This window comes from Sphingobium sp. (assembly GCA_023266575.1).
Taxonomy (GTDB): Bacteria; Pseudomonadota; Alphaproteobacteria; order Sphingomonadales; family Sphingomonadaceae; genus Sphingobium.
In genome coordinates this window covers 33,723-60,246 of sequence record JAHFPV010000003.1, presented here as the reverse complement: position 1 = coordinate 60,246, position 26,524 = coordinate 33,723, and the positions used below count along the sequence as shown (strand labels likewise).

The following is a 26,524-nucleotide window of genomic DNA, read 5'->3' as shown; positions in this document are numbered from 1 at the left end:
TCCGAACGCCGACACAGCGCAAAGACAAGCCAATCCCTATCCATTGTGGACAGATTGCAGCGCCGCTTCACTGGCGAACCGGATCAGCGGGCTGCTGCTGCGCGCACCCGATTCCCAATGCGCCAGTCGCGCCACGCCGGTCAGCCCGGTGCCGATCGCATCCCACGCCGTCCGCCGCATCGCGTCGGCAGGATGGCGCGCGACGAAATCCTGGGCCAGGTCGATCGCATTGCCGCTGCCGCACCCCACCGCCAGTTCCAGCAGCAATTGCGCGCTGGCCACGGTCATACATTCGGCGATCGTGCTGCGAACAGTGTCGAACCGATATTGCCGCCGCCAGCCCTGATCGGGCGCGCTGGCCAATATGTTGAGCGAGACCGACAGGGAATCGGGCGGCACTTGCGCATGAATGTCGCGATTGGCGCGGTAGAGCAGCATCCGCCCCTGCGACAAATGGCTTCGCTCCACGAAACGTAGCGCCACCACCTCTCCCGCCGCGCCCGCGACATCGCCGTCATAGGCATAATAGTCCGAGCCATAGCCCGGTCCCAGATAGCCGATGGTCAGAAAGTCAAAACCATGATCATGCGGCACATGATAGAGGAAGGGGGCAGGACCACTCATCCGCACCACATGGTCGCGCTCGGCGGGCCAGAAGGCGGCACGCAGCACATATTTGCCCCTGGGAGGGCGAAGCAGCATGACCTGCGCCGAATAGGGATTGGCCTGCCGCTGACCCGCGCAGCGCGTCTTGAGTTCGGCGATGGCGAAGTCTGCCAGGAAATCGCGGTTGCGTCCCAACGCCCGCAGCATCGGCGCGGCAGCGGCCAGCCCTTCCTCGCAGCCGGGATCGAAGGCCGCACTCTCGCACCAGTCGACCAGCGCATCGAGGTCGATGACATTGTCATCCGGTGCCGGTTCGATCAGGCGGGGCATGGCACAGCCCCGATCTGCGCCAGCGTCCGCGCCGCCAGCGCCCGCACCGCCGCGTCGCTTTCCGCCTGCGCCATCGCGCGCAACGCAGGCAAAGCGCTTGCCGTATCGAGCGCCAGATATTCGCGCATCACCGCCCAGCGCTGCGGGGCAAGCGGCGTGTCGAGCGCCTGAACAAACTGCGCCGCCGCATCGCTACGCCCCTGCACTCGCAGCAGCGACAGCAGCATCAGCGCGCGGGCATGGCCCTCATCCGCCTCCGCCCGCGCCACCAGCGCGCCGGTTGCGGACTCATATATGCGCGAACAGACCGGGCCTCGCCCCGCAATCTGCGCCCGCAACAGCATCAGCGGCGCGTCGTCCGGCAGGATGCGCAGCGTCTCACGCCGCTCGTCCAGTTCCAGCACATCGCCCACCGCGCAATGACGCGGCCCGGTCGGCACCGCCCGCTCTCCCTCCAGCCGGAACCCCTCACCCCGCAGCGCGCGATTAAGCGGGCGGCAGAGCATATGGCGACCGGAAAAATGCACCCGCGAACCCGCTTGCTTGACCGGGTCGATCACCGTCGCCGACAGCCAGATCCGCTCGGTTCGCGCCAGCACCAGATGCCGGGCCGCACCGCTGCGGCTCGCGCGAAAGCCGGGCAGGTGCATGGGATCGGCGGTCATCGCCGCGCAGCCCTGTGCCAGCAGATCGGTAAACCAGCCTATATCGTGCAGAAATGGCCGGATCAGCGCCAGTGCCCGGCCGAACGGCGCATCCTGGGCCGCCGCCACCGCCTGCCCCAGCGCCGCCCCCAACGCCCCTGGCGTCACGGCTGGTCGATGATCGCGATCACAATATCCATCAGGCTGATGTCCAGCACATCGCCATCCTGCAACCCGAACAGGCTGGCCCCGGCGGGCAGGTCGACAATGTCGTCAATGGCCAGTTGCGGCACGGTCTGTGGCATAAGCATCCTCCTTCTGTGGGTCGCAAAGGGGAGGCTATGGCGCACGCGCGCATCGAACCAATTAAATGAATTTAATCGTGGCTACCCTCCGTTAACCATTTCTTTGCGCGGCAATCCTATCCTTTGGAGCGCAGCAAAAGGGTGGAGCCATGCAGATCTTCAAGCGCAATCGCAGCCGTCGGCCTGAAGATCAGGACATGAGCGAGATCGCCCGCCCCCAACGCCGCCTGCGCGTGCTGCTGATCGATGAAAATCCCACCGCGCGCGCCGTCGTCGCCCGCCGCCTGTCGCACCTCAACTATGATGTCGCGCTGGCGGAAAACGGCTTTGTCGCGGTCAACCTGCTGGTGACGCGCCCCGCCGACATCATTCTGATCGACATGGGGCTGACGATGCTGCCCGCCGTCGCGACGATGAAGAAAATCCGCGCCGCGAACCTGGCCCTATCCGCCTGTTTCGTCATGCTCACCGGGCGGCTCGACAGCCAGTCGACGGTGGAGGCGCTGGATGCCGGGGCCGATGACCATGTCGTCAAACCCTTTGATTTCGACGTGCTGGACGCCCGTATGCGCCATCTTTGCCAGCGCGCCGAAACGCTGGGTACGCTCACCCGCCACAATGCCGAACTCGACGCCCGCATTGCGCGCCGCGCCGTGGAACTGGGCGAAACCCGCGAAACCCTGCGCGAACTCCAGGCCGACCGCGCCCGCCTGGTCTCGTCCATCCAGGCGCTGCATGATGAAGTCGAACGACTGAGCGCGCAGCAGGGCTGAATCACCCACCGTCAGGCCATCGACCCGTCCAACGTCACCCAGAGCGACAGCCCCTCGCACGGATCATCAGGCGGCACATCCGCGACGATCCGCGCGGCATCAGCCCGCGCCCGGTCGAGGATCACCGCTGGCACCGACGCCGGGTGATAGATGCGATCCGCCTCCCCCAGCAGCCGCGCCGCGCGCAAAGTCAGATCGTCGGGATCGCCCGACAGCAACGCAATCGCGACCAGCCGCGAACCTTCCACCTGTCCGTCAGCCGCCAGCCAGCCAGCCAGCGCATCCACCGCATCAGCGCGCAGCGGGTCGATCGTCCCGCCCGGCGCCAGCCCCGCGTCAATCCCCCGTCGCCGCGCCCCCGCGTCCGCCCAGCGCGCCTTGATCGCCCCGCGCGCGGCAAACAGCGCCTGCGCCAATTCACCGAGCCGGGCAGGTAACAGCGCCTCCAGCCTTTGCCGCAACGCCTTGGCCAGTCCCGCCGATGCGCCGCCCGTCCCGATAGCGATCAGCACCGGGTCACGATCGACGATGGCTGGCAGGGTAAAATCGCACAGGTCGGGATTGTCGGTCGCATTGACCAGCACGCCCCGCGCCCGCAGCCGCTCCGCCGTCGCCACGTCCCCGTCGGACACGATAGCAATCCGCGCGCGCTTGTCCTCCTCGCCCACGATGACTGCGCCCGCCCGCTCAAGCAGGCGGCGCTTGGCGTCCGCCGCCTCGCCATCCCCGGTCAGGATCACCGGCCTGCCCGTCAGGCGCAGAAAGACGGGCAGGCTGTGCATCAGTCGGCCAGCCAGTCGGGGATGCTGTCGCCCGCGATCAGCGCCTCGATCGGCGGACGCGCGCGCACCACCGCCCATTTGTCGCCCGACACCAGCACTTCAGGGGTCAACGGGCGGCTATTATATGTCCCCGCCATAGTCGCGCCATAAGCGCCCGCAGTCATGAAGGCGACCAGATCGCCCGCCGCCACCACATCCATGTCACGGCCCATGGCGAAAGTATCGCCGGTCTCGCACACCGGACCCACCACATTGGCCGCCGCGCGCTGCCCCACCGGGATCACCGCGCGAATATCATGCCAGGCGTCATAGAGGCTGGGGCGCAGCAGGTCGTTCATCGCCGCATCGACAATGACGAACGGAGCCTGCGCGCCCTGCTTCACCCGCACCACGCGCGACAGCAGCGCGCCCGCATTGCCCACGATCACCCGGCCCGGCTCGAACATCAGCCGCACCGGCCAGCCCTGCGTCACCCGGCACACCATTTCGCCGTAGGCCGCCGGGCTTGGCGGCACCGGCAAAGCGGGGTCATAGGGAACACCCAGGCCACCGCCCAGATCGGCGGTGCGAATATCATGCCCAGCCTCCCGCAACGCCGCGACCAGCGCGCCGACCTTGGTAAAGGCCGCCTCCAGCGGCGCGAGATCGGTCAGCTGGCTACCGATATGAACCGCGACACCCTGCACATCCAGCCCCGGCAGGTCGCGCGCGGCGGCATAGCTTTCCAGCGCGCGGTCATAGGGGATGCCGAATTTGTTTTCCGACTTGCCGGTGGAAATCTTGGCATGAGTGCCAGCGTCCACATCCGGGTTGATCCGGTAAGCCACCGGCGCGCGCTTGCCCATCGACAGCGCGACTTCGGACAGCATTTCCGCTTCCGGTTCGCTTTCCAGATTGAACTGGAAAATGCCATGGTCCAGCGCCAACCGCATTTCCTCAGCCGTCTTGCCCACGCCCGAAAAGACGATGCGGTCGGCCGGTATCCCCGCAGCGATCGCGCGCAGCAATTCGCCGCCCGACACCACGTCCGCGCCCAGGCCCAGTTTCGCCAGCGTCGCCAGCACCGCCGCATTCGGGTTCGCCTTGACCGCAAAGGCGATCAGCGGATTGTCGAGGGTCGAAAGCGCGTCACGAAACACGCTGACATGGCGCGTCAGCGTCGCGGTCGAATAGACATAGACCGGCGTGCCGACCGCATCGGCAATCGCCGCCATCGGCACCTGCTCCACCTGCATGGCACCGTCCACATAGTCGAAATGGTCCAAAATCGCGTCCTTAGTCTCTTATTGGGGCTGCTTTTCGGGCGGCAGGTCGAACTCGTCCGCCTGCCGCTTTTCCGACTGGGTCAGCAATTCCACGTTGCGCTGCGGCCGCGCCTGGGTCGATGGCGTCATCAGCTGCGCGCCCGTCGGCGCGGTCGTCGCACCCACCGGCACCGCAGGCAATTCCTGCCCCGCCAAGGGCTTCAACGGTTGCCGCCCGCCACAGGATGCCAGCGCCAGCGCCGCGCAGGCCAGCCCCACGATCGTCCGAATGTGTCTCATCCCAATTCCTCCTGCGCCTGCGCGATCCGCGCCCGCACCTGCGCCGGCGCAGTGCCGCCATGGCTCATCCGGCTGGCGACCGAGGCATCGACCGTCAGCACCGCATAGATGCGATCGTCGATCCGCGCGTCAATCTCCTTGAGGGTCGCGATCGGCAACTGGTCGAGCGGCACGCCCGCCGCCTCCGCCGCCGCCACCGCGCGCCCCGTGATATGATGCGCCTCACGGAACGGAATGCCCCCTTCACGCACCAGCCAGTCGGCCAGATCGGTCGCGGTGGCAAAGCCGCTTTCGGCCAGTCCGCGCATCCGGTCGGTGCGGAACGTCACCGTCTCGATCATGCCGGTCATCGCCGCGATCGACAGAGCGAGCAAGTCGTGCGCCTCGAACACTGGTGGCTTGTCGTCCTGCATATCCTTGGAATAAGCGAGCGGCAGCCCCTTCATCGTCACGCACAAAGCCGTCATGCAGCCCATGATCCGCCCGGCATGGCCGCGCACCAGCTCGGCCGCATCGGGATTGCGCTTCTGCGGCATGATCGAGCTGCCGGTCGAATAGGCGTCGGGCAGTTTGACAAAACCAAAGGGCTGGCTGGCCCAGATGATGAACTCCTCGGCCAGCCGCGACAGGTGCAAGGACGCCTGCGTCGCCGCCATCAGATAATCGAGCGCGAAGTCGCGGTCAGACACGCTGTCCAGGCTGTTGTCTGTCGGCTTGGCAAAGCCCAGAGCCGCCGCCGTCGCGTGCCGGTCGATCGGAAAGCCCGTCCCCGCCAGCGCCGCTGCACCGAGAGGACATTCATCGGCCCGCGCCCGCGCGTCGGCAAAGCGGCTGCGGTCGCGCCGCACCATTTCATAATAGGCCATCAGATGATGCCCCAGCGTTACCGGCTGCGCCGACTGCAAATGGGTGAAGCCCGGCATCACCGCGTCGGCATTCTCGTCTGCCCGCGCCAGCAAAGCGCGTTGCAGGCCGATCAGCCCCGCCTGCACCTCGTCAATCGCGTCGCGCACCCACAGGCGGAAATCGGTCGCCACCTGATCGTTGCGGCTGCGCGCGGTGTGCAGCCGCCCGGCGCTCGGCCCGATCAGCTGCGCCAGCCGCGATTCGGTGACCATGTGGATATCTTCCAGGTCCAGGTCCACCGGCACGCCATCGGCTTCATATTCCGCCGCGATCCGGTTCAAGCCCTCGGTAATCGCCTGCGCATCCTCACCCTCGATTATGCCCTGTTTCGCCAGCATCGCGACATGCGCCTTCGATCCTGCGATGTCCTGCTTCCACAATCGCTTGTCGAACGGGATGGAGGCATTTATCCCGCGCATGATCGAAGCGGGGCCGGCCGCAAACCGGCCACCCCACATGCTGTTGGAGCCTTCCCCCTTGGAACCTGTTTCGCGCGCGCTGATGTTACTGCTCCTGACCGCCGGATTGGCGGCCTGCGATAGGCAATCGCCGCCCGCTGGGCAAGCCAATGCAAGCATGAGCGGTGAGGTTCCCGCATCGGGCAATGCGACAAAGGGAGACGGCGAGTTCAGCTACCGGCTGGACCGCAGCAAGGCTGGCACCCCCGCCCCGACCTTCGCCTTCCAAAATCCCGACGGGGGGGAGGCGACCTTGCAGGATTTTGCCGGCCGCCCGCTGCTCGTCAATCTGTGGGCGACATGGTGTACGCCCTGCGTCGCGGAAATGCCCACGCTCGATCGGATTGCGGAACGCTACGGTCCCAAGGGGCTGGCGGTGCTGACCATTTCGCAGGACACGCAGGGCGCGAAGGCGGTCAAACCCTTCTTCGCCAAACACCCCCTGCCCCACCTCAAAGGCTGGGCCGACCCCGACAATCATTTCGGCTTCGACTATGCCACCGGCCTGCTGCCCACCACCGTCCTCTATGATGCGCAGGGCAAGGAAATGGTCCGCGTCATCGGCGCGATGGATTGGGAAGGGGCGGAAGCCAAGGCGCTGATCGACGCGGCCATGGCATCCTGATCCGGCACCCATTGGCGCAGCTGCAAAATCCGTTTCTTGCGCTGCGATAGATCATAAACAGCGTGTTTCCCGGATGGAAACGATCTGGAAACAATTCACAAAACTATAATTTTTGTGCAGCGCAATAGAGGATTGGTGCCGCGCATTCGTCATTCCCCCTGTCATCGATAAAGCTAAACAGGGGGCATGAATGACACGGTTGTCGGCGCTTAAACTCTCACTGATCCTCGCATCGTCCTGGTCCGCCTGCGCCATCGCGCAGGACGCGCCGCAGGAACCCCAGGTTGACGACGGCACGGCGATCATCGTCACTGGCACGCGCGCGGTCGGGATGCAGGCGACCGAAAGCGCCGCACCGGTCACCGTGCTGAGCCAGGATGCGCTCACCCATGTCGGCCAGCCGAACCTCAACCAGGTGCTGACCCAGATCGTCCCCAGCTTCACCGCGCAGACGCAGGGCACCGACCTTTCCAGCTTCTCGCTGTCGGCTCGCCTGCGCGGCCTCAGCCCCAACCACACGCTGGTGCTGGTCAACGGCAAGCGCCGCCACGGCAACGGCATCCTTCAGGTGCTCGGTGCCTTCTCTGGCTCGGCGGCGCCCAGCATCGACCTGATTCCGCCTGATTCGGTAGCGCGCGTCGAAGTGTTGCAGGAAGGTGCTGCCGCTGTGTACGGCACCGATGCGATTGCAGGCGTCATCAACTTCATCCTCAAGGATGATCCAGAGGGCGGCTCGATCAAGCTGACCGGCGGTCAATATTATGACAGCGAAGGCGAGCTGTTCTCCATCTCCGGCAATTATGGCATCAAACTGGGTGAGGACGGCTATATCAACCTGTCCCTGTTCCACCGCCGTCAGGATTATACGACGTTGGGCGAAGGGCAGGTGCAGGTCACAAAGCCGGATGGCACGCTCCAGCCCAATGCCCCTGCTCAATGGTCGAACCTGACAGGCGACGCGCTGGCCGGGATCAACGGTGGCCAGCCCAAGACCGAACTCAATCTGCTCTTCTACAATGCCGGATATGATTTTGGCGGTGTCGAAGTGTACAGCTTTGGCAGCCTCGCCCGCCGCGAAGGCTGGGCCAAGCAGGGCTACCGTCATCCCAAGCGCATCTGCTACGAAACCGGCAATCTGGGCGGCGGTGTCACGCCCGCGGCCTATAACCCCAATATCTGCTACAGCGACACCGGCATCAACGGCATGGTTCCGCTCCAGCATGTGATCGAGGATGAATATAGCTTCACTGTCGGTGCGCGCGGCGAAGCGGCAGGCTGGAACTATGACCTCAGCACCACTTACGGCAATCAGAAGAACGACATCTGGACCGAAAAGTCCGCCCATCGCGAAGTGTGGCAGGAAAGCTTTGCCGCATCGCTTCTGGGCGTCGGCGTCCCCAACACGCCCGACAAGGCCTATGATGGCGGCTTCCGCCTGAGCCAGACCACGGTGACCGCCGACATCCGCAAGGAATTTGACCTCGGCATGGCTACCCCGCTGACTTTCGCCTTCGGCGGCGAATATCGCAAGGACACCTATGAAATCGTCCAGGGCGATTTCTATTCGACCTACAAGACCGGGGTTCAGTCCTTCCCCGGCTACAAGGCGACCGATGCCGGGCGGTTCAAGCGCAGCTCACGCGCCGGTTACCTGAACTTCATCGCCAATCCGGTCGAAGGCTGGACGGTCGATCTGGCCGGTCGCTACGAAGATTATACCGATTTCGGCGACACTTTGATCGGCAAGATCACGACCCGCTACGATATTTCGGATGCCTTCGCCGTTCGCGCCACCGCCAGCACCGGCTTCCGCGCCCCGACTCTGGCCGAACAGAAATATTCGACCATCAACGTCGGACCGACCAGCGCCGTCGCCCAGCTTCCCGCTGGTACGCCCGCTGCTGCACTGCTCGGATTCGACTCGCTTGGCCCGGAAAAATCGAAAAACTTCTCGGCAGGCGTCGTACTGCGCCCCGTGCCAAAGCTGGCGATCACGGTCGATGCCTATCTTATCAAGATCAAGGACCGCATCGCCGCCACCGCATCGCGTAACGCCGTCCAGGGCGGCGTGATCCAGCCTGGCGCAGCGGCGATCTTCAGCGCACTGGCCGCCGCCGGGATCGTCCTTGATACCGCCCTGCAACAGGTCGGCGTGCAAAGCTTCACCAACGGCATCGACACAGAGACCAAGGGCATCGACTTCTCCGCCAGCTATCCGGTGGCGCTCGACTTCGGCACGCTCAACCTGTCGCTGAACGGTAATTACAACAAGACCAAGATCACCAAGAACAAGGTAGGCTACCCGCTGTTCAACGCCGCGTCGGAAAGCAATATCGAGGATACGACGCCGAAATATAAGGTCGGCTTCGGTGCCCTGCTCAAGGCGGACAAGCTGACCGTCAACCTGCGCGAAACCCTTTATGCCAAGACCAGCGTGCTGGTCCGTCCGGGCGTCGGCAGCGGCGTCATCCCCGATGGCGGTTTCCTGATCGCCGACGGCGCGCTGGTGAACGGCGTCAATGCCAACCAGCTCTACTTCAACGGCGTGGTGAAACGGGCGATCATCACCGATCTGGAAGTCGGCTATGATTTCACCGACAATGTCACCTTCTCGATCGGTGCGAACAATCTGTTCGACAAGATCCCCGAAGTCCCCAAGCTGGTGTCCGGCACGGGCGTGGTCGTAAACCCCGGCGTGTCGCCCTACCAGAATGGTGCTGGCTCCTATAACAGCCCCTACGGCCATGGCGCCTATGGCACATCGGGGGGCTATTATTACGCCCGTATCGACTTCAAATTCTGATTGTCGTCACGAAGGAAGGGCCGGTTCGGAAACGAACCGGCCCTTTTGCTATGAAGGGGTCTGTATGACGCGACCAACCGACAGCCTGTCCCGCCGCACGCTGATGCTGGGCGCGGTCGGGGCTACGGCCATGGCGTCTGCATCGCCAGCGCCCACACAGCGCACATCATCGTTGCCGGACAAGGCCAGCTTCGCCGCCACCCCGGTCGCCTATCTCGACAGCGCATCGACCCATCCCGTGAGTCTGGGCGCGCGCGCCGCGATGGATGCTTATGTCGCCGCCCGCACGCTCGATCCCGCTGCATTAGCGCGCAAACCGGTCGATCGCGCCGGGGTCATCGCCAAATTTGCGCGCCTCATAAACGCCGATGCGGACGAAATCACCTGGGTCCAGTCCACCACCATGGGCGAACAGGCCGTGCTACGCGCGCTTGGTTTCCCCGCGAACAAGGCCCGCATCGTCACCGACACGCTGCATTTCTATGCCGCCTTTCCCATGTATCTGGAAATGGGCAAACAGGGCGTCGATGTCGCCTGGGTGCAGGCACGCGACGGCCGGATCGAGCTGGAGGATATGGCCCGCGCCATCACGCCGGGCACGACACTGGTCAGCCTTTCAGCTGTGTCCACCTATAATGGCTTTCAGCATGACCTGAAGGCTGTGTGCGACATGGCCCACAGTGCAGGCGCGCTGGTCTATGCCGACATCATCCATGCCGCCGGGCCCGTCCCGGTCGATCTCCACGCCAGCGGCGTCGATTTTGCCGCCTGCGCCACCTATAAATGGCTGATGGGCGATTTCGGCCTTGGCTTTCTCTACGCCCGGCGCGGCGTGTGGGACCAACTGCCACGCACCGAATATGGCTATTATGGCTTTGCCGCGCCGGGCGCGCCGCCCGGCATCGCCCTGTCGCCGCCGCAGACCCACGCCTACCCGCTCGACCCACCCGGCGACGCCCCGGTCAGCTACGCCGTCCGCCCCGGCTCACTTGGCCATTTCGCGACCGGCACCTATGCCCAGGCAATTGTCGCGGCGATCGACCATTCGCTCGACTATATCAGCGGCCTGACCGTGGCAGCGATCCAGACCCACGCACAAGGGTTGATCGACCCCTTGCGCGAAGGCCTGCGCGCCAAAGGCTATGCGATCATCACCCCGCCCGGCACCACCGCGCCGCTGCTCACCGCCCTGCTGCCGAACGCCAAAGCCCGCCTGGCTGACCCGCTGGCCAAAGCGGGCGTGCGCGTATCGCTGCATGACCATCATCTGCGCGTCTCGCCATCTGTGTTCAACGATGGCACAGATGTGGACCGCCTGCTCGCCGCCCTGCCCCGCGCCTGACTGACCGGAGATAAAGATGCGCCGCCTGATCCTTGCTGCCCTGATGCTGGCATCTGTGCCAGCGCTCGCCCAACCCGCGCCCGCGCCGCAGGCGATGCCCGCCACCCTGCCCTTCTCCCCGGCCGTCCGCGTCGGCGACATACTCTATATGTCCGGCCAGATCGGACAGGTGCCCCAGGGCATGGACCCGCATAGCGACGGCTTTGACGCGGCTGTCCGGCAGGCCATGGATTCGATCGGCAGGATATTGGCCGACAATGGCCTCGACTTTGGCCATGTCGTCAAATGCACGGTGATGCTGGACGATATGGCCGACTGGCCCCGCTTCAACGCGGCCTATCTGCCCTATTTCAAGGGCAAACGCCTGCCCGCCCGCAGCGCATTCGGCGCGGACGGGCTGGCGCTGGGCGCACCGCTGGAAGTGGAATGTATCGCCGCGTTCAAATAGGGCTGGCTTCACGCACCAGCAGCACCGGCACCCCATCACGCACCGGATAGGCCAACCCCGCCGCATCGGAGACCAGCGCCCCGCGCGCGCCATCCCAGCGCAGCGGCGTGCGCGTCACCGGGCAGACCAGCTTGGCCAGCAACCAGGGATCGACCTGCGCGCCCGCACCTGCGTCAGTCATTGCATCGTCGCGCCGCCATCGCGCTCGATCCGACCGAAAATCTGCATCAGCTGGATGATCAGCTCCGACCGCTCGCCCAGCGTATCGGCCTCCAGCAGCGTCTGCTTGGCCGCGGCATCGAACGGCGCGATCTGGGCAATGCCGTTGACCAGCGCCATATCATCGAGCCGCGACACTGCGGTCCAGTCCACGACATAGCCCAGCGCATCGGCAAAGCGGCGCGATTCCTGCTCCAGCGCCGCGCGCTCGACCGCGTGCAGCACCTCATCCTCCTGCGGTGCCTGCATCACGTCCGCCTCGATCTGGCGAAACTGGGTCGTCACCGGCAATTCGCGCACCACTTTGAACCGGGCCAGCCCGGTCAGGATGATGTTGAACCGCCCGTCGTCCAGCGCCTCGATATGGCTGACATGGCCCAGGCACCCCATGTCGAACAAAGGCGGCACCGGGCCTTCTCCACGCGGCTGGATCATCCCGATCCGCCGGTCGCGCGCCATCGCATCATGGATCAGCGCGCGATACCGCGGCTCGAAAATATGCAGCGGCAAATCCATGCCCGGCAACAGCAAAGCGCCAGACAGCGGGAATATCGAGACGCGGGCGAGTGGCACCGGCCCGGCCGTCAGGCGAACAAGATCTGCGACAGCTTGCGACGCTGCGCCGATACCCAGGGATCTTCCAGCCCGACCGCCTCGAACAGGGTCAGCAATTGCGTCCGCGCCGCGCTGTCATTCCACGCCCGGTCGCGCCGGACGATCTCCAGCAGCGCCTCTGCCGCGCCCTCACGGTCGCCATTGGCCATCAGCCCGCCCGCCAGCTCGAACCGCGCCTCATGATCGTCGGGGTCCGCCGCAACCTTCGCCTCCAGCCCGGAAAGGTCCGCCACCGGCTTGGCATCACGCGCCAGCGCAATCGCCGCACGCGCGCGATCCACCGCCTGATCCTTGGCCACATCAGCGGGCAGCGCGTCCAGCACCGTCTCCGCCTCGTCCAGCTGCCCCAGCGCCACCAGCGCGCGGGCCTGACCCGACGCCACATCGGCATGGTCAGGCACCATCTCGGCAATCTGGGTGAAGATCGACAGGGCGCGCTCGGCATCGCCCGCCGCCAGCGTTTCCTCACCCATCGCGATCAGCGGCGCGATTTCCAGTTCCTGCGCCTTTTCGTCCGATTCGATCGGCAACTGGCCGAGCAACTGGTCGAGATATTGCTTGAGCTGCCCTTCGGTCCGCGCCTGCGAAAGGTCGGCGACCGGCTGACCCTGAAACACGGCATAGACGGTCGGGATCGACTGGACCCGGAACTGGCTGGCGATGAAGCCATTTTCGTCGACATTGACCTTGACCAGCTTGACGCCCTTGGCCGCATAATCGGCGCACACCTTCTCGATGATCGGCGTCAGCTGCTTGCACGGGCCGCACCATTCGGCCCAGAAATCCACGATCACCAACTGCGTGCGCGAAGGGTCCACCACATCGCGGCGAAACGCCTCCACGGCCAGCTTGTCGGCCTCGCTCATTCCCAGGGTCGCCACGCTTTCATCTCCTGCCACTGCGGTATGTCGCCGCCTCCATAGCCCGCAATATGGGGAGCGTCACCCTCCCCGCGCAAGGCAGGAGATACGCGCGCTGCAAGAAACTGGCCCGCTCCCCCGCCCGGACGCCCAACGCCAGTATTCTATGGGTGGCCGGGTGGGGGAGCGGGCCGGTGCGGCAACAAAAATGCGCTCTTTCGCGCATTTTTCAAAAACGTCTCAGAAGGTATAGCCGATCCCTATCGCGCCCAGAAACTGGTCCTTCGACCCGGCAATCGACACCACCGGCGAATCGGCATAACGACCCAGCATCCTCGAATAGCCAAGCGCGCCGACGATCACCCAGCCCTTGCGAATGTCGCCCGACAGCGAATAGCCGCCGGTCAGATTGGCGTTCACCCGCCGGAACCCGGAATCGGCACCGCCGCGCGTATAGACCGGCAGTCCGCTCGCCAGCGAACCGGCTGCATCAATATCGGAATAATAGCGGCCGAATTTCTTGCCGACATAGTCCGCCGACACGCCGATCCCCGCAAAGCTGCGGATCGACAGCGGTGTGAAATATTCGATCGCGGGGGTGACGATATAGCTTTCATGCGCGCCCGCGACATCCTTGGTCACGGCGACCCGCGCGCTCAGATTGTCATAGGCGCTGGTGATGATCCCGGTCTTGCCGATGCCGACATAGCCGCCGACCTCGATTGCAGTGTCCCGCTTGCCCAGCGCCTCTACCGCATTGTCCTTGATCTGCTTGCGGCTGGTTCGGTCCAGCCTGACCCCCACGGCCGGGCCGGCCTGAAAGTCGATGCCGCTATCATCCCGGTTGGGAATAGCGTCGAAAAACAACATCGGTCCGCGGGTGAAGAAGGCATGGTCCTTCACCTTGCCGCGCAACTGCGGACCGACAATCAGCCGCGAATCGTCCGACCCTTCATAAGTCGGGACCGACGCGACCCCCACCCCGATGGTCAGGCTGCTGCGATCCTGTGCCTCCTGCGCCAGCGCGGGCGCGGCCACCATGAAGGGAAGGGTGAGGAGAAGAATGCGGGAAAGCTGGTTCATAAGGCCCCTGTTCAGCCAATGTCGGTCGGCCCAAGAATGTTTCACGACGGTTACAGGTTCCGCCTGGCATTCCTACAGGAAATATTTGAGGCGGATGTCCTGCTCCACCGGCGCGCCTGCGACCGCAAAACTGGCCGACCGGAAACTGGGCGCGCCAAAGCGCAGCACCGGATTGCGCGAAAAGCCGACCCCTTCGCGCGGGATGCCCGCAAACGTATCCAGCTTGCCATTGCCATTTTCGTCATGGACGATCGCAATGGCATAATTGCCTGGCGTCACAGCGCCGATCGTCACCGCCCCGCCCTTCGCCGGCACAGCGAAATGCCGCTTGTCGGGATCATGGCTGCAGTCGGGGAAATAGCGCGGCACCCGCGTTACACACACCAATATCTGCCCCTTGGTCGACCGTAGTCCCTCCAGCGCCATGCTGAGCGGTTGCGGCTGGCCGATCGGGGCCGCACCCAGCAGCACCGGGACCAGCGCGCACAATCCCCACAACCGACCCGTCACGCGCGCGCCTTCGCGGTAAAATCGCCAAGCCCCCGGTCAGTGCCGCACAATCGGTCCCAGACCCGGAAATAAAGGCCGTAATTGCAGCTATACAGGTCGTGATGCCGCTGATGATGGGTCGCGGTAATCAGCCAGCCACCCAGCGGCCCGCGCACCATCCAGCGCGGAAACATCTCCCACCCCATATGATTGCTGACCCCCATGATCGTCATGATCGTCAGCACCACGGCCAGCGCGCCGACATGGATGGGGATCATGAACACCAGCGCCGGGATCACCACCGCCCCGGTCAGCGCTTCCCACGGATGAAAGCTCATCGCTGCCCAGGCGGTCGGCGGGCGGCTGGCATGATGCACGGCATGGGCAATGCGAAAGGGCTTGGGCCGGTGCATCCAGCGATGGGTCCAGTAAAACCATGTGTCATGCGCGGCGAGATAGAGCAGCACCGATATGGGCAGATACCAGAGCGGCAACGCCGCGACATCGGTATAGATGCGCGTCCACCCCCGCGCCTGCCATCCCCATGCGACGATCCCGGCGGGGATGCCGTAAATCAGCGCGGACAGCAAAGACCAGCCAATCTCGCGCCGCATCTGCCGCTCCAGCCCCTGATACAGGCCCGGCTGCCGCACCCGCGTCGCCAGCGCAAAGCCGCCGCTCGCCAGCAGATAGCGTATGCCGACAATGGCACTCATCGCCAAAGCGGACCAGAGAATAGCTGCGACCATCCAGCGCCTATACGCAGGATTATGCCCGCGCGAAAGCGTACGTGTCCGCTTTAGGTGCGTGGCCGCGCCTGCCGATAGCTGCCCAGCATCCGCACCCATTTGGTGTGGAACTCCAGTTCCGCCAGCGCCCGGTCGACCGCCGGATCGCCCGGCATCCCCTCAATATCGCAGAAAAATTCGGTGGCCGCGAAGCTCGCCCCGCGCTGATAGCTTTCCAGCTTGGTCATGTTGACGCCGTTGGTCGCAAAGCCGCCCATCGCCTTGTAGAGCGCGGCGGGGACATTCTTCACCTCGAACAGGAACGTGGTCATCACCGGCCCGACATTGGGGACCGGCATTTTCGGTTGCCGCGCCAGCACCAGGAAGCGCGTCATATTGTCGTCGCTATCCTCGATATTCTCGGCGATCAGGCGCAGGCCATAGAGTTCCGCCGCCAGATAGGGCGCGATCGCCCCTTCGCCGGGCAGGCGGTTTTCCGCGACCAGCGCCGCTGCGCCCGCCGTATCGGCATAGGCGACCGGCTGGATGCCCCGTTCGCGCAGATAATGGCGGCACTGGCCCAGCGCCTGGGGATGGCTGATCGCGCTTTTCACCGGCGTCGTGTCCGGCGCCATCAAACAATGGCGAATCCGCAGGAAATATTCGTCGACGATGGACAGGCCCGATTCGGGCAGCAGGAAATGCATGTCCGCGACCCGCCCGTGCAGGCTGTTTTCGATCGGGATGATCGCGCGGGCAGCCTGTCCATTGCGCACCGCATCGATCGCATCCTCGAACGCGAAACAGGGCAAAGGCACGCAATCGGGCGCGTAACCCAGCGCCGCCAGATGCGAATTGGCCCCCGGCGCGCCCTGATAGGCGACGGCACGGGCCGGGTCTGTAGCGGCTTTTTCAGCCAGTTGCGCGACAATGGCGCGCGCGGGGGCGGGATAGTTTTCCATGGATGGCTGCGCGCTTAGGCAGTTGCGCGGGGCCACGCAAGCATCGGCAGGACGGCAAGCTGGCCGGCTCGCGCATTTGTGGCGTCAAGCCGGGTTGCACGTTCGCGTGTCCGCCATTATGGCAACGGCCAAGAGGGGGCGCCAAGACAGCCGCCCGAACAGAAATGCAAGGGAAATCGAGCGAAATGGGCGATCGTTTCAATACCGTAGCGGGCTGGGCGCTGTTCGCGGGCATTATTGCGCTCGGCGGCGCGATCGTCAGTTCCAAATTCTTCCATGACGAACGGCCCGAAACCATGGGCTATGCGATCGAAGGCGTCGAAGCCGAAGGCGAAGGCGCTGCTGCCGGTCCCGGTCTCAACACCCTGCTCGCCAGCGCGGACGTTGCAGCGGGCGAGAAGGTGTTTGCCAAATGCGCCGCCTGCCACACCGTCACATCGGGCGGTGCCAATGGCATTGGTCCCAACCTGTATGGCGCCGTGGGCAAGGCGCATGGCCATGTCGCAGGCTTTGCTTATTCCGAAGCGCTCAAGTCCGTGCCGGGCAACTGGACGTTCGAGGCGCTGGACAAGTGGCTGAAAAGCCCGCGTGAATATGCGCCCGGCACCAAGATGACCTTTGCTGGCCTTGGCAACCCGGTCGATCGCGCCAACCTGATCGCCTGGCTGAATACGCAGGGGTCCAACCTGCCGCTGCCCGCCGCCGACGCAGCCCCGGCTGCCGAAGGTGCCAACGCCGCCGAAGCGGGCAACGCCGCCAATGCCGCGGAAGCCCCGGCAGCGAACGCCGCCAACGCCAGCGAATAAGCATCGCTAATGTGGTGGATTTGAAATTCGCCACATTTTTCGGCAAGGTCGGGAGCGAATTTCAAATTGACAAAGGGCGCAGCACGGTTGCTGCGCCCTTCGTCGTTTGGGCGATGAAAGCATCCGTGCCGTTCCGCTGGGACGGCGGGAGGGCAAGAAAGGCCATGCCAACCGGCCTCAGCAGCCTGGCCATCATGCCAGGCAGCATAATTCTGTCATCTAGGTGTCACCGCGACCATGCGGCAGGATGCCGCGCTATATTGTAGCGTTATGTTGCGCCGAGCATGGAGTGTGACGATGGATGTTCGCTTGAGGATCATGTCAGCCCTCCTATGCGTCGCTGTCCCGCCTGTCGGCCAGGCTGTCGCGCAAGGCATGTCAGCCAATATGCCGGCCGAGCCAGCGACGAAGGCTCAGGTGGCAGTCGCGCACCAGATCGACCGCTATATTGCATCCATCAACAGCGGCGACGTTGAAGCGGCTAAAATGCTCTGGAATGACAGCGACGACATCACCTTCATCAACACCTCCGGCATTCATAAGGGTTGGCCCGCGATCAACAGGACAGTCCATTCCTTTTTCCGTGATAAATTTATCACAAGAGACCTGCGCTTGGTCGCCAGCCCCGCAATACAGGTTTTTGGAAACACGGTGATCGTGGAATTCATGTGGGATTTCGACGGCGTCATGACGAACGGTAAGGAACTTCACACGCGCGGCGGCCGCGAAAGTCAGGTCTATGTGCGGACAAGCAGGCGCGATTGGCGTTTGGTACACGCGCATTACTCACTGCAGCCACCGCTGGTCACCCCGCAGTCCTGAAGCGATGGCCACTCCACCCGCCGCCGCGTAGCAATTAAAAGCGACGCCGCCCGTCAGCGCGCCGCGACCAGCACCTTGTCGATCTTGCGCCCGTCCATATCGACAATCTCGAAGCGGAAGCCCTGATCGTCCACATAATCGCCGACTTCGGGCAGGCGCTTGAGCAGCCACAGCGCATGGCCTGCCACGGTCGCATAATCGCGGTCCTCCGACAGGTCGATGCCGATCCGCTCGGCCAGCTGGTCGATCGGCATCTGCCCCGACACCAGCAGGCTGCCATCCTCGCGCTCGACCATGTCGGGTTCGTCATAGGCGTCGCGGTCCGACGCGAAATGGCCCGCAATCGCGGACAGCAGGTCTGCAGGGGTCACGATCCCTTCAAAATGGCCATATTCGTCATGGACCATCACCATCGGCACGTCCGACCGGCGCAGCACTTCCAGCGCGTCCATCGCGTCGACCTGGTCCGGCACCACCTCCGCCTTGCGCATCAGCGCGCCGACGTTCAGCGTTTCGCCCCGGAACAGCGCGCTCATGATATCGCGCGCCTGGACGATGCCGATAATATCCTCCACTGACCCGCGCCCCACCGGCAGGCGGGTATGGGGCGTTTCCAGCAGCCGCGCGCGAATCGTCGCATCGTCCGCGCCAATGTCGATCCAGTCGACATCCATCCGCTGCGTCATCACCTCGCGCACCGGCCGGTCGGCCAGCCGCACGACGCCCGAAATGATCGCCCGCTCGCTTTCCTCGATCACGCCCGACTTGCTGGCTTCGGCAACGATCAGGTGCAGCTCCTCCGCCGTCACATGATGCTCCGATTCGCGGTTCATCCGCAGCAGCTTGAAAATCAGCGCGCTCGACCCGTCCAGCACCCACACGATCGGCGCAGTCGCCTTGGACAGCCACAGCATTGGTCCGGCCATGATCACCGCGATCGGTTCGGGCGCGCGCAACGCAAATTGCTTGGGCACCAGTTCGCCGATGATCAGCGACGCATAGGTGGTAAAGCCGATGACCAGTGCAAAGCCCAGATTTTCCGACGCATTGACCGACAGGCCCAAACCCACGCTCTGGGCCAGCGCATGGAGCCGCTCGCCCACCGGCCCGCCCAGGCTCGCGCCTGAATAGGCGCCCGCGATGATGCCAATCAGGGTGATGCCGATCTGCACGGTCGACAGAAATTTGCCCGGATCGCTGGCCAGCTTCAGCGCGGTCGTCGCCCCCTTGCGCCCCGCCTTCTCCAGCCCCTGCAAGCGCGGCTTGCGCGCCGACACGATGGCGAGTTCCGACATCGCAAAGACGCCGTTCAGCGCCACCAGCGCAAGGATGATGAAAAGATCGGCCCAGGGAAAGGGCGTCGGATTGGGAAGGGGGATCGTGGCCATGGCGGTCAGCGACCTCCTATAGCCGCTATTCTTTCAATTTCACAACATCCCCATCATCACCGGTTCAGTTCGCTTGTGGAACAAACGCACCGTTCGACCATTTGGTGGGCTATTCGTCTCACACGGACGCAAAAAGACAAGGGAACAGGATCATGAATATTCCTCACCGCATCATCGGCGCCGCAGGTCTGGCCGCCATGCTGGCCACCACCGCCTGCACCACCGATCCGACCACGGGTCAGCGCTCCATATCGAAGGCGGCGATCGGCGGCATTGGCGGCGCGTTGGGCGGTTACCTGCTGGGTGATCTGGTCGGCGGCCGCAACGACCGGACCGAAAAGATCCTGGGCGCAGGCATCGGCGCGGTCGCGGGCGCGGGCATCGGTGCCTATATGGACGCTCAGGAACGCAAACTGCGCGAGGAAACCGCCGGCACCGGCGTTGACGTGATTCGCGATGGCGACAATCTGCTGCTGCGGATGCCGTCCGGCATCACCTTTGGTTATGATCGCGCCGATGTGCAGCCCCAGTTCCAGCCGACGCTGAACGATGTCGCGGCGGTGCTGGCGCAATATCCCAAAACCTATATCGACGTGCTGGGCCACACCGACAGCGACGGCGCGGACGCCTATAACCAGACCCTGTCGGAACGGCGCGCCCGCTCCGTCGCCGACTATCTGATCGGTCGCGGCGTCCAGTCCGCCCGCATCGGCACCCGCGGCTATGGCGAAACCCAGCCGATCGCGTCCAACGCCACCGAAGAAGGCAAGGCCGCCAACCGCCGCGTCGAAATCAAGATCTCGCCGGTCACCGAAGCCGACGTGCGGGGTTAAGTCCCAATAAGCCCCTCCCCTTCAGGTTCAAACGAGGCACGTGACTCGTTTGAAGGGTTGGGGTGGGGGCGTGCCCCACCCCCTATCCTTAAAAACTCGCCTTCAACCCGTCGATCACAAACTGCGCCGCCAGCGCCGCCAACAGCACCCCCAGCAGCCGCGTAATCACCGCCTCGATCTTGTGGCCCAGCAGCGCCATCAGCGGCCCCGCCGCCAGCAGCGATCCCAGCATCAGCAGCAGCGTCACGACGACCGCGCCCAGCACCACCATCCGTTCGCCCATGCCGTCCGCGCGCGACATCAGCAGCATGACGGTCGCGATCGATCCCGGCCCGGCGATCATCGGCATCGCCATCGGGAATACCGACACATCCTCGACATGCGGCTCTTCGGCGCTGATCTTCTGCGCCCGGTCCTCGCGCCGCTGGGTGCGCTTTTCAAACACCATGTCCATCGCGATCATGAACAGCATGATGCCGCCCGCAATGCGGAAACTGTCGAGTGCGATCCCCAGCACGCCCAGCAACTGCTTGCCCCACAGGGCGAACACCAGCAGGATCGCGGCGGCAATCCCGACCGCGCGGATCGCCATCGCCTTGCGCTGCGCCGGACTGGCCCCGCCGGTCAGGCTGGCATAGATGGGCGCGCAGCCGGGCGGATCGATCACCACGAACAGGGTGACGAAGGCGGAAATGAACAATTCGATCATGATGCCGCCCCTACCCTGTCGTCGATCACAATATCATAGCCGCTGCCATTCCACATCTGCACGGTCACGCGGCGGCTGCCATCGGTCGCGACCTGCGCCGACCAGAGCAGGCTGTCGTCAGGCGGAGGCGGCGGTGCGTCCTTGCCAGGCGGCGGGCCATCGGGACGCTCAGCCCGCTTGCAGGTCGCCACCTTCCCGCTCAGAAATTCCGGCACATCGCGCGCCTTGGCCAGCGTATCGCCATGGTCGGCGATCCACTTCCACGCGCCCTTCTTGTCGCGCCGCCAGATCGTGGTGAAATAACCCACCGCCCCGTCCGGTCGCGTCCAGTTGCCGGTGCTGGCGGCCAGATCGCCGTCGCACGAGACATAGACGATCGACGGCGACCATTTGACCGGTGCCACCGGGTCGGCACGGCCTTTCAGCCAGTCCTTCGCCAGCACCCGCTGCGGCACGAACATCACCGCATCGTCAGCGGCGGTGGCGCGAAAGGCAGTCCATTGCCCCTTTTCCTGCGCCAACCGGCTGAACGCGATTTCGGCGGCGATGACGGAGCTGGGATCAGGCTGGAAACGCAGCGGCGGCTTCGCGGCGACCAATGCCGCCGCGCCCAGCGCCACCAGCAACGCCAGCCGCACCCTCACAGCCCGTCTGGCTTGGCCAGCCCCGCGCGGGCATGAGCCGCGACCAGCGTATTGCGCAGCAGCACCGCGATCGTCATCGGCCCGACCCCGCCCGGCACGGGCGTTATGGCGCGGACATGGGCCAGCGCCTCGGCGGTGGCGACGTCACCCACGATCCGGCTCTTGCCATCTTCGGTATCGGCCACCCGGTTGATGCCGACGTCGATCACCGTTGCGCCCGGCTTGATCCATTCGCCCTTGACCATTTCGGCACGCCCGACGGCGGCAACGACGATGTCGGCGCGATGGACGATGCTGGCAATGTCGCGGGTGCGGCTATGGGCGATCGTCACGGTGCAGCTTTCCGCCAGCAGCAGCTGCGCCATCGGCTTGCCCACGATGTTGGACCGGCCCACCACCACGGCTTCCAGACCGCTGAGGTCGCCCAGCTCATCCTTCAGCAGCATGATGCAACCCAGCGGCGTGCAGGGCACCAGCGCCTCCTGCCCCGTCGCCAGTCTGCCCGCATTGACGACATGGAAGCCATCGACATCCTTGGCCGGGTCGATCGCGGCCAGAACGGCGCTTTCGTCGATATGGGCGGGCAGCGGCAGCTGGACCAAAATGCCATCGACCCGGTCGTCATGGTTCAGCTCCTCGATCAGGTCGAGCAGATCGTCCGCGCCGATGCTGGCCGGGCGCTTGAACTCATAACTTTCCATGCCGGTCGCGACCGTCATCTTGCCCTTGTTGCGGACATAGACGGCGCTCGCCGGATCTTCGCCCACCAGCACCACCGCCAGCCCCGGCTTGCGCCCCGCCTGCGCCACGAAAGCGGCGACGCCCTCGGCCACTTTGTCGCGCAGCCCTGCCGCGAAAGCTTTGCCGTCGATGATCTTGCCGATGGTCATGTCACGTCAACCTGTTGTTCGATGATGCTGATCAGGCGCGGCTGTGCGCCGCCCCGGATGCGCAGCCGCTTTAGCCGGTTGCTGTCCCCCGATTCCAGTGAAATCGCCCCCTTGGGCCAATCCAGATATTTGCCGAGCAGCGCGACAAGCGCATCATTGGCCCGGCCCTTTTCCGGCACCGCCCGCACCCGCGCGGACAGCCATTGCGCGCCCTTCTCATCGGTCCAGACGCCGCCGACCATCTCCTTGGCCGCGCCCGGCGTCAACCGGACAGCCAGGATCAGGTCGTCGCCCGCCTGAACCCAGACGGTCACACCAGCCCGAATAAGGGGGGCAATACCGCCTGACGGATGATCAGGATCGCCAGCAACACGACCATCGGCGTCAGGTCCAGCGCGCCCAGATCGGGCATGATCTTGCGGATGGGATTATAGATGGGCGCGGTCATCCGGTCGAGCGCGGTCATGACGGTGCGAACGAAATCGCTGCCCATATTGACGATGTTGAAGGCAATCAGCCAGCTCATCACCGCCTGGATGATGATGATCCACCACAGCACGTCGAGCAGGATGACGATGATCTGATAAAGCGCGTAGGCCATGAGGTCTCCGAAAAACGTTGCCTCTCTCTACCCCGTCCGATGGCCGGGGGACAAGCATCGCCGCAAGCTTTCGGAAAGCTTTTTCCTGCATGGTGTGCGGATGAGAGGCAGCTACACAATCGAGGCCGAACCGGCCCATGACCTGATCCGCATGACCCTGACGGGTTTTTTCGACATCGAAACGATCCGGGCGTTCGGCGCAGCGCGTTATCCGGTCATCGCCCGGCTTGGCTGCGCGCGCAACCAGCATATCACGCTATGCGACATTGCCGGTTGCAGCCTGCAATCGCAGGAATCCGTCGCCGCCTTCCAGCAGGTGCTGGGCGAAGGCGACATCAGAAGCCGCAAGCTCGCCATGGTCACGGGCAGTTCGCTGGCCTGGATGCAGGCCCGACGCATCCTCAATCGCGACGAACTGGCCTGCTTCGATACCGAGCCGGAAGCCATGCAATGGCTGCTCGCCCCCGTGATTCCCGATCAGCCCGTCGGCATCGTCCCCGGCCGGATATAGGGGAACATGTGCGCGACATAGTCCGCTTTCCCCAATTCCACGCCATTGCCCCGCAGGATCGCATAGGCGCTCATCAGGTGGAAATAGAATTGGGACAGGCTCCAGTCCCGCGCATATTGCTCCGCGGTCAGGTCCAAAATCATCCCATTGGGCAGGGCATGGGCGATCATCGTGCCAGCGGCAGCATCCAGCGCATCGGGACCGAGCGCCTCCAGCAACGCCACGGTTTGCGCGATCCGGCCCTGTGCATCCGCGATCGAACCGGGATGCTCCGCCCCATTGCGCCCTTCGTCGAGCAGTCCGCCGAGCGCGGCCGGAAAATCCTCCCCCTTTAGCCGATAGACCGCTTCCTGCGCCTGCACGCAGGCAAAGCGGATCTGCGTTGATAACGGGAACATGTCGGGTGCCAACCGCGCGGACAGCAGCGCATCGGCATCATCGCCGCCAGTAGCCTGCGCCTTCGCCAGCCAGGCGGACAGACCCTTGAGCATCTGCACGAAAGTCGGGACGAGAAGATGGGTCAGCGACATGGATCGGCTCTCCAAATGGGGGATCGTTGTGACATATAACATGACGCCGTCAGCGTCAGGGGCGGACAAGACGAACGCTCAGCGCTGCTTCTTGGTCATGGTCGCGGTGAAATCGGGCGCCTTGTTCGCGACCCAGTCGACAAATTTGCGCACGGCGGGGTCAGCCAGCAGGCCGGTGGCATCCATGCCGTGACGCTGCAATTGCGAATTGGTGAAATTCTTGATCAGCATCTGCTGGCAGATGGGATGCATCGGCACGACATCGCGCCCGCCCCGGCTCTTTGGCACAGGATGATGCCAGATGATCGTCTCGCCCGTGGGTCGGCCGCACAGCCAGCAAGGCGGCACCACCGCCGGAGCCTCATCCTCGTCCAGATGCACGTCATCATGGCGACCATGTTTGGAATGTTTGCGGGCCATATATGCTCTATTTGCGGATCAACGTGCCCGCTCCGCGCTTGGTGAAGATTTCCAGCAGCATCGCGTGCGGCACCCGCCCGTCTAGGATGACGGCGGCGTCCACCCCGCCCTCGACCGCCTTGACGCAGGTTTCCAGCTTCGGGATCATGCCGCCGCTGATCGTGCCATCCTGTTGCAGCACCTCGATGGCTGCCGGGTCCAGGTCCGTGAGCAAATTCTTGTCCTTGTCCAGCACCCCCGCCACATCGGTCAGCAGGAAAAAGCGCGACGCGCCGAGTTCAGCGGCGATCGCGCCTGCCATCGTGTCGGCATTGACGTTGTAGGTATGGCCGTCCGCGCCGATGCCCACCGGCGCGACCACAGGAATGATGCCATCCTGCGTCAGCGTGTCGAGAATGCGCCGGTCGACCTTCACCGGATCGCCGACAAAGCCCAGATCGACATTGCGCTCGATCCCCGAATTGGGGTCCGCCTCGCGCTTGCCCAGCACCTTTTCGCAGATGACCAGCCCGCCATCCTTGCCCGAAATGCCGACCGCCCGGCCACCAGCCCCGGCGATCCAGCCGACGATTTCCTTGTTGATCGATCCCGCCAACACCATTTCGGCGATCTTGGCGGTTTCCGCATCGGTCACGCGCAGTCCGCCGATAAATTCCGACTCGACGCCCAGCTTTTTCAGCATCGCGCCGATCTGCGGCCCCCCGCCATGGACGACCACGACATTGATGCCGACCGCCTTCATCAGCACGACATCCTCGGCAAAATCGCGCGCCGCTTCCGGGTCGCCCATCGCATGGCCGCCATATTTCACCACGAACGTCTTGCCTGCATAGCGCTGCATATAGGGCAGCGCCTCGACGAGGGTTTCAGCCTTGGCGAGCAGCGCCGGGACGGGATCATGCGAACTGGTCATGCGCGGGCGCATAGGGGCAAAGGACGGGTTGGGCAAGTTTCCAGGTCTGGATAGCGCGCAACAGGCAAGCGCAACAAACCCGCAACGCACCGGCCACCTCCTTGCCGGACCACACCGCCCGTCCCGCAACAGAAATTCGATTAGTTGGCTAACTAATCACATCCGCGCAATTCGCCACATATGTCGTGTTCACTGTCGAACTTCTCTTATCCAGTTCTAGCGATCGAGCCGCCGCCCCAGCCCTACCAGCAGATAGATGACCGGTGGCACCAGCAGCGCGGATAGCACGACCTTGGCCAGCATCTGCCCCAGCAGCAATTCGCCGATCGGGAATACCCCGTAAAAGGCGATGGTCACGAACAGCAGCGTATCGGCGATCTGCGACAAGATGCTGGCCACTGCCGCGCGCAGCCATAACAGGCGGCTACCCTCCCGCCCCTTGAGCATGGCGAACAGGGTGACGTTCAACGTCTGCGACACGCCATAGGCGATGATCCCGCCCGCCCAGATGCGCGGCGTGCCGCCCATCATCATGGCAAAGGCCTGCGCCCGCGCCGGGTCCATGTCCCCCGCGGCAGGCGCGGCCAGCACTAGGACCGACAGCAGGATCGAGGCGATCAATGGCAGGAAACCGATCTGCACCAGCCGGTTGGCGACCGCGCGGCCATGCAATTCCGCGACCGCACTGGAAATCGTCACCAGCAGCAGGAAAGCGAAAATCCCCGCTTCCACCGCCAGCGGGCCAAGGCCGAGTGCAGGCCCGATCGCCGACACCGGCCCCAGCGTCACCTGCTTGTTGCCCAGCACGCCTGCGATGCAGACCATGCCGCCATAAAAGATCGAAAAGCCAAAGAGCGAGCGGCTGAGCGGCGCGGGAGAAGATGTCATCGCCGGGGCTTAGCCACAATTACGCGGCAGGGGAAGGTGGAGGGTGC

The 26,524-nt window shown here is 64.4% G+C and carries 33 protein-coding genes; 9 read left to right on the top strand and 24 right to left on the bottom strand.

Annotated elements, in window-relative coordinates; genetic code table 11:
- Nucleotides 1-36 precede the first annotated feature (36 nt).
- Genes Q0D44_RS05065 through Q0D44_RS05055 form a run of 3 tightly spaced genes read right to left on the bottom strand, consistent with a single transcriptional unit; the run spans nucleotide 37 to nucleotide 1,885 of the window.
- The gene (locus tag Q0D44_RS05065) at nucleotides 37-936 is read right to left on the bottom strand and encodes a transposase (RefSeq protein WP_294133426.1); all 900 of its coding nucleotides are present in this window, start codon (nucleotides 934-936) and stop codon (nucleotides 37-39) included.
- On the bottom strand, nucleotides 924-1,748 hold the full coding sequence (locus Q0D44_RS05060) for a hypothetical protein (protein WP_294133424.1): 825 nt from the start codon (nucleotides 1,746-1,748) through the stop codon (nucleotides 924-926). Before Q0D44_RS05060 ends, Q0D44_RS05065 begins: the two co-directional genes overlap by 13 nt.
- Nucleotides 1,745-1,885, bottom strand: coding sequence for a hypothetical protein (locus Q0D44_RS05055; protein WP_294133423.1), 141 nt, complete (start codon nucleotides 1,883-1,885; stop codon nucleotides 1,745-1,747). The genes Q0D44_RS05060 and Q0D44_RS05055 overlap by 4 nt, the downstream gene beginning before the upstream one ends.
- Nucleotides 1,886-2,034: 149 nt before the next feature.
- Here Q0D44_RS05055 and Q0D44_RS05050 point away from each other — a divergent pair, with 149 nt between their 5' ends.
- Entirely contained in the window at nucleotides 2,035-2,658 is a 624-nt protein-coding gene (locus tag Q0D44_RS05050; protein ID WP_294133419.1) for a response regulator, read from the top strand.
- 11 nt (nucleotides 2,659-2,669) lie between these two features.
- On the opposite strand, the gene Q0D44_RS05045 is transcribed toward Q0D44_RS05050, so the two are convergent.
- From Q0D44_RS05045 to argH, 4 genes are read right to left on the bottom strand one after another with little or no spacing between them, the layout of a single operon-like run.
- On the bottom strand, nucleotides 2,670-3,440 hold the full coding sequence (locus Q0D44_RS05045; RefSeq protein ID WP_294133416.1) for a siroheme synthase: 771 nt from the start codon (nucleotides 3,438-3,440) through the stop codon (nucleotides 2,670-2,672).
- Nucleotides 3,440-4,705: a diaminopimelate decarboxylase gene (gene lysA / locus Q0D44_RS05040; protein ID WP_294133413.1), complete on the bottom strand. Its 1,266-nt coding sequence runs from the start codon at nucleotides 4,703-4,705 to the stop codon at nucleotides 3,440-3,442. The genes Q0D44_RS05045 and lysA overlap by 1 nt, the downstream gene beginning before the upstream one ends.
- Before the next feature lie 18 nt (nucleotides 4,706-4,723).
- The gene (locus Q0D44_RS05035) at nucleotides 4,724-4,984 is read right to left on the bottom strand and encodes a hypothetical protein (RefSeq protein ID WP_294133410.1); all 261 of its coding nucleotides are present in this window, start codon (nucleotides 4,982-4,984) and stop codon (nucleotides 4,724-4,726) included.
- Nucleotides 4,981-6,348, bottom strand: a complete 1,368-nt coding sequence (gene argH / locus Q0D44_RS05030; RefSeq protein ID WP_294133405.1) for an argininosuccinate lyase — start codon at nucleotides 6,346-6,348, stop codon at nucleotides 4,981-4,983. Before argH ends, Q0D44_RS05035 begins: the two co-directional genes overlap by 4 nt.
- Nucleotides 6,349-6,391: 43 nt before the next feature.
- On the opposite strand from argH, the gene Q0D44_RS05025 reads away from it, so the two are divergent.
- The 4 genes from Q0D44_RS05025 to Q0D44_RS05010 all read left to right on the top strand — a co-directional run bounded on the left by Q0D44_RS05025 (nucleotide 6,392) and on the right by Q0D44_RS05010 (nucleotide 11,566).
- Nucleotides 6,392-6,973 carry a TlpA disulfide reductase family protein gene (locus Q0D44_RS05025; protein WP_217672861.1) on the top strand — a complete coding sequence of 194 codons (582 nt, stop codon included), beginning with the start codon at nucleotides 6,392-6,394 and terminating at the stop codon, nucleotides 6,971-6,973.
- 190 nt (nucleotides 6,974-7,163) lie between these two features.
- A complete protein-coding gene (locus Q0D44_RS05020; protein WP_294133402.1) occupies nucleotides 7,164-9,776 on the top strand; it encodes a TonB-dependent receptor in 2,613 nt (870 codons plus the stop codon).
- Between the two features lie 64 nt (nucleotides 9,777-9,840).
- On the top strand, nucleotides 9,841-11,118 hold the full coding sequence (locus tag Q0D44_RS05015; RefSeq protein WP_294133398.1) for an aminotransferase class V-fold PLP-dependent enzyme: 1,278 nt from the start codon (nucleotides 9,841-9,843) through the stop codon (nucleotides 11,116-11,118).
- A 16-nt stretch (nucleotides 11,119-11,134) separates the two neighbouring features.
- The gene (locus Q0D44_RS05010; protein ID WP_294133395.1) at nucleotides 11,135-11,566 is read left to right on the top strand and encodes a RidA family protein; all 432 of its coding nucleotides are present in this window, start codon (nucleotides 11,135-11,137) and stop codon (nucleotides 11,564-11,566) included.
- Here the strand turns inward: Q0D44_RS05010 and Q0D44_RS05005 are convergent.
- The 7 genes from Q0D44_RS05005 to Q0D44_RS04975 form a co-directional block, all read right to left on the bottom strand.
- On the bottom strand, nucleotides 11,559-11,747 hold the full coding sequence (locus Q0D44_RS05005; protein WP_294133393.1) for a Trm112 family protein: 189 nt from the start codon (nucleotides 11,745-11,747) through the stop codon (nucleotides 11,559-11,561). The two genes, Q0D44_RS05010 and Q0D44_RS05005, sit on opposite strands and share 8 nt — an antisense overlap.
- Nucleotides 11,744-12,358 carry an LON peptidase substrate-binding domain-containing protein gene (locus Q0D44_RS05000; RefSeq protein WP_119746310.1) on the bottom strand — a complete coding sequence of 205 codons (615 nt, stop codon included), beginning with the start codon at nucleotides 12,356-12,358 and terminating at the stop codon, nucleotides 11,744-11,746. The genes Q0D44_RS05005 and Q0D44_RS05000 overlap by 4 nt, the downstream gene beginning before the upstream one ends.
- Nucleotides 12,359-12,369: 11 nt before the next feature.
- Complete coding sequence (locus Q0D44_RS04995) at nucleotides 12,370-13,281, bottom strand: tetratricopeptide repeat protein (RefSeq protein ID WP_294133384.1); 912 nt, start codon at nucleotides 13,279-13,281, stop codon at nucleotides 12,370-12,372.
- Between the two features lie 219 nt (nucleotides 13,282-13,500).
- Nucleotides 13,501-14,343 carry a MipA/OmpV family protein gene (locus Q0D44_RS04990; protein WP_294133379.1) on the bottom strand — a complete coding sequence of 281 codons (843 nt, stop codon included), beginning with the start codon at nucleotides 14,341-14,343 and terminating at the stop codon, nucleotides 13,501-13,503.
- A 72-nt stretch (nucleotides 14,344-14,415) separates the two neighbouring features.
- Nucleotides 14,416-14,853: a DUF2141 domain-containing protein gene (locus Q0D44_RS04985; RefSeq protein WP_294133375.1), complete on the bottom strand. Its 438-nt coding sequence runs from the start codon at nucleotides 14,851-14,853 to the stop codon at nucleotides 14,416-14,418.
- Nucleotides 14,850-15,581, bottom strand: coding sequence for a sterol desaturase family protein (locus tag Q0D44_RS04980; RefSeq protein ID WP_294133371.1), 732 nt, complete (start codon nucleotides 15,579-15,581; stop codon nucleotides 14,850-14,852). The genes Q0D44_RS04985 and Q0D44_RS04980 overlap by 4 nt, the downstream gene beginning before the upstream one ends.
- Nucleotides 15,582-15,631: 50 nt before the next feature.
- The gene (locus tag Q0D44_RS04975; protein WP_294133367.1) at nucleotides 15,632-16,522 is read right to left on the bottom strand and encodes a prephenate dehydratase; all 891 of its coding nucleotides are present in this window, start codon (nucleotides 16,520-16,522) and stop codon (nucleotides 15,632-15,634) included.
- A gap of 185 nt (nucleotides 16,523-16,707) precedes the next feature.
- On the opposite strand from Q0D44_RS04975, the gene Q0D44_RS04970 reads away from it, so the two are divergent.
- Both Q0D44_RS04970 and Q0D44_RS04965 read left to right on the top strand, forming a co-directional pair.
- Nucleotides 16,708-17,328, top strand: a complete 621-nt coding sequence (locus Q0D44_RS04970; protein WP_294133364.1) for a cytochrome c family protein — start codon at nucleotides 16,708-16,710, stop codon at nucleotides 17,326-17,328.
- A 375-nt stretch (nucleotides 17,329-17,703) separates the two neighbouring features.
- On the top strand, nucleotides 17,704-18,150 hold the full coding sequence (locus Q0D44_RS04965; protein WP_294133361.1) for a nuclear transport factor 2 family protein: 447 nt from the start codon (nucleotides 17,704-17,706) through the stop codon (nucleotides 18,148-18,150).
- Nucleotides 18,151-18,203: 53 nt separating this feature from the next.
- On the opposite strand, the gene Q0D44_RS04960 is transcribed toward Q0D44_RS04965, so the two are convergent.
- Nucleotides 18,204-19,538 (bottom strand): hemolysin family protein, encoded by a 1,335-nt coding sequence (locus tag Q0D44_RS04960; protein ID WP_294133358.1) that lies wholly within the window; start codon nucleotides 19,536-19,538, stop codon nucleotides 18,204-18,206.
- A 152-nt stretch (nucleotides 19,539-19,690) separates the two neighbouring features.
- Between Q0D44_RS04960 and Q0D44_RS04955 the strand changes: the two genes are divergently transcribed.
- Nucleotides 19,691-20,371 (top strand): OmpA family protein, encoded by a 681-nt coding sequence (locus Q0D44_RS04955; RefSeq protein ID WP_294133357.1) that lies wholly within the window; start codon nucleotides 19,691-19,693, stop codon nucleotides 20,369-20,371.
- 88 nt (nucleotides 20,372-20,459) lie between these two features.
- Here Q0D44_RS04955 and Q0D44_RS04950 read toward each other — a convergent pair whose 3' ends face one another.
- Genes Q0D44_RS04950 through Q0D44_RS04930 form a run of 5 tightly spaced genes read right to left on the bottom strand, consistent with a single transcriptional unit; the run spans nucleotide 20,460 to nucleotide 23,215 of the window.
- Complete coding sequence (locus Q0D44_RS04950; protein ID WP_119746328.1) at nucleotides 20,460-21,080, bottom strand: MarC family protein; 621 nt, start codon at nucleotides 21,078-21,080, stop codon at nucleotides 20,460-20,462.
- Nucleotides 21,077-21,724 (bottom strand): hypothetical protein, encoded by a 648-nt coding sequence (locus tag Q0D44_RS04945; protein ID WP_294133347.1) that lies wholly within the window; start codon nucleotides 21,722-21,724, stop codon nucleotides 21,077-21,079. The genes Q0D44_RS04950 and Q0D44_RS04945 overlap by 4 nt, the downstream gene beginning before the upstream one ends.
- A complete protein-coding gene (folD, locus tag Q0D44_RS04940; protein ID WP_294133344.1) occupies nucleotides 21,721-22,614 on the bottom strand; it encodes a bifunctional methylenetetrahydrofolate dehydrogenase/methenyltetrahydrofolate cyclohydrolase FolD in 894 nt (297 codons plus the stop codon). Before folD ends, Q0D44_RS04945 begins: the two co-directional genes overlap by 4 nt.
- Nucleotides 22,611-22,928 (bottom strand): DUF167 family protein, encoded by a 318-nt coding sequence (locus tag Q0D44_RS04935; protein ID WP_294133340.1) that lies wholly within the window; start codon nucleotides 22,926-22,928, stop codon nucleotides 22,611-22,613. Before Q0D44_RS04935 ends, folD begins: the two co-directional genes overlap by 4 nt.
- Complete coding sequence (locus tag Q0D44_RS04930; RefSeq protein ID WP_119746334.1) at nucleotides 22,925-23,215, bottom strand: YggT family protein; 291 nt, start codon at nucleotides 23,213-23,215, stop codon at nucleotides 22,925-22,927. Before Q0D44_RS04930 ends, Q0D44_RS04935 begins: the two co-directional genes overlap by 4 nt.
- Between Q0D44_RS04930 and Q0D44_RS04925 the strand changes: the two genes are divergently transcribed.
- On the top strand, nucleotides 23,214-23,726 hold the full coding sequence (locus tag Q0D44_RS04925; protein ID WP_294133331.1) for a hypothetical protein: 513 nt from the start codon (nucleotides 23,214-23,216) through the stop codon (nucleotides 23,724-23,726). The genes Q0D44_RS04930 and Q0D44_RS04925 overlap by 2 nt on opposite strands.
- Here the strand turns inward: Q0D44_RS04925 and Q0D44_RS04920 are convergent.
- From Q0D44_RS04920 to Q0D44_RS04905, 4 genes are all read right to left on the bottom strand, one after another.
- Entirely contained in the window at nucleotides 23,693-24,256 is a 564-nt protein-coding gene (locus Q0D44_RS04920; RefSeq protein ID WP_294133327.1) for a DUF1993 domain-containing protein, read from the bottom strand. The genes Q0D44_RS04925 and Q0D44_RS04920 overlap by 34 nt on opposite strands.
- 78 nt (nucleotides 24,257-24,334) lie before the next feature.
- Nucleotides 24,335-24,676 (bottom strand): hypothetical protein, encoded by a 342-nt coding sequence (locus Q0D44_RS04915; protein ID WP_294133322.1) that lies wholly within the window; start codon nucleotides 24,674-24,676, stop codon nucleotides 24,335-24,337.
- Nucleotides 24,677-24,683: 7 nt separating this feature from the next.
- Entirely contained in the window at nucleotides 24,684-25,601 is a 918-nt protein-coding gene (gene argB, locus Q0D44_RS04910; RefSeq protein WP_217672883.1) for an acetylglutamate kinase, read from the bottom strand.
- A 204-nt stretch (nucleotides 25,602-25,805) separates the two neighbouring features.
- A complete protein-coding gene (locus tag Q0D44_RS04905; protein ID WP_294133319.1) occupies nucleotides 25,806-26,477 on the bottom strand; it encodes a queuosine precursor transporter in 672 nt (223 codons plus the stop codon).
- Between the last annotated feature and the right edge of the window lie 47 nt (nucleotides 26,478-26,524).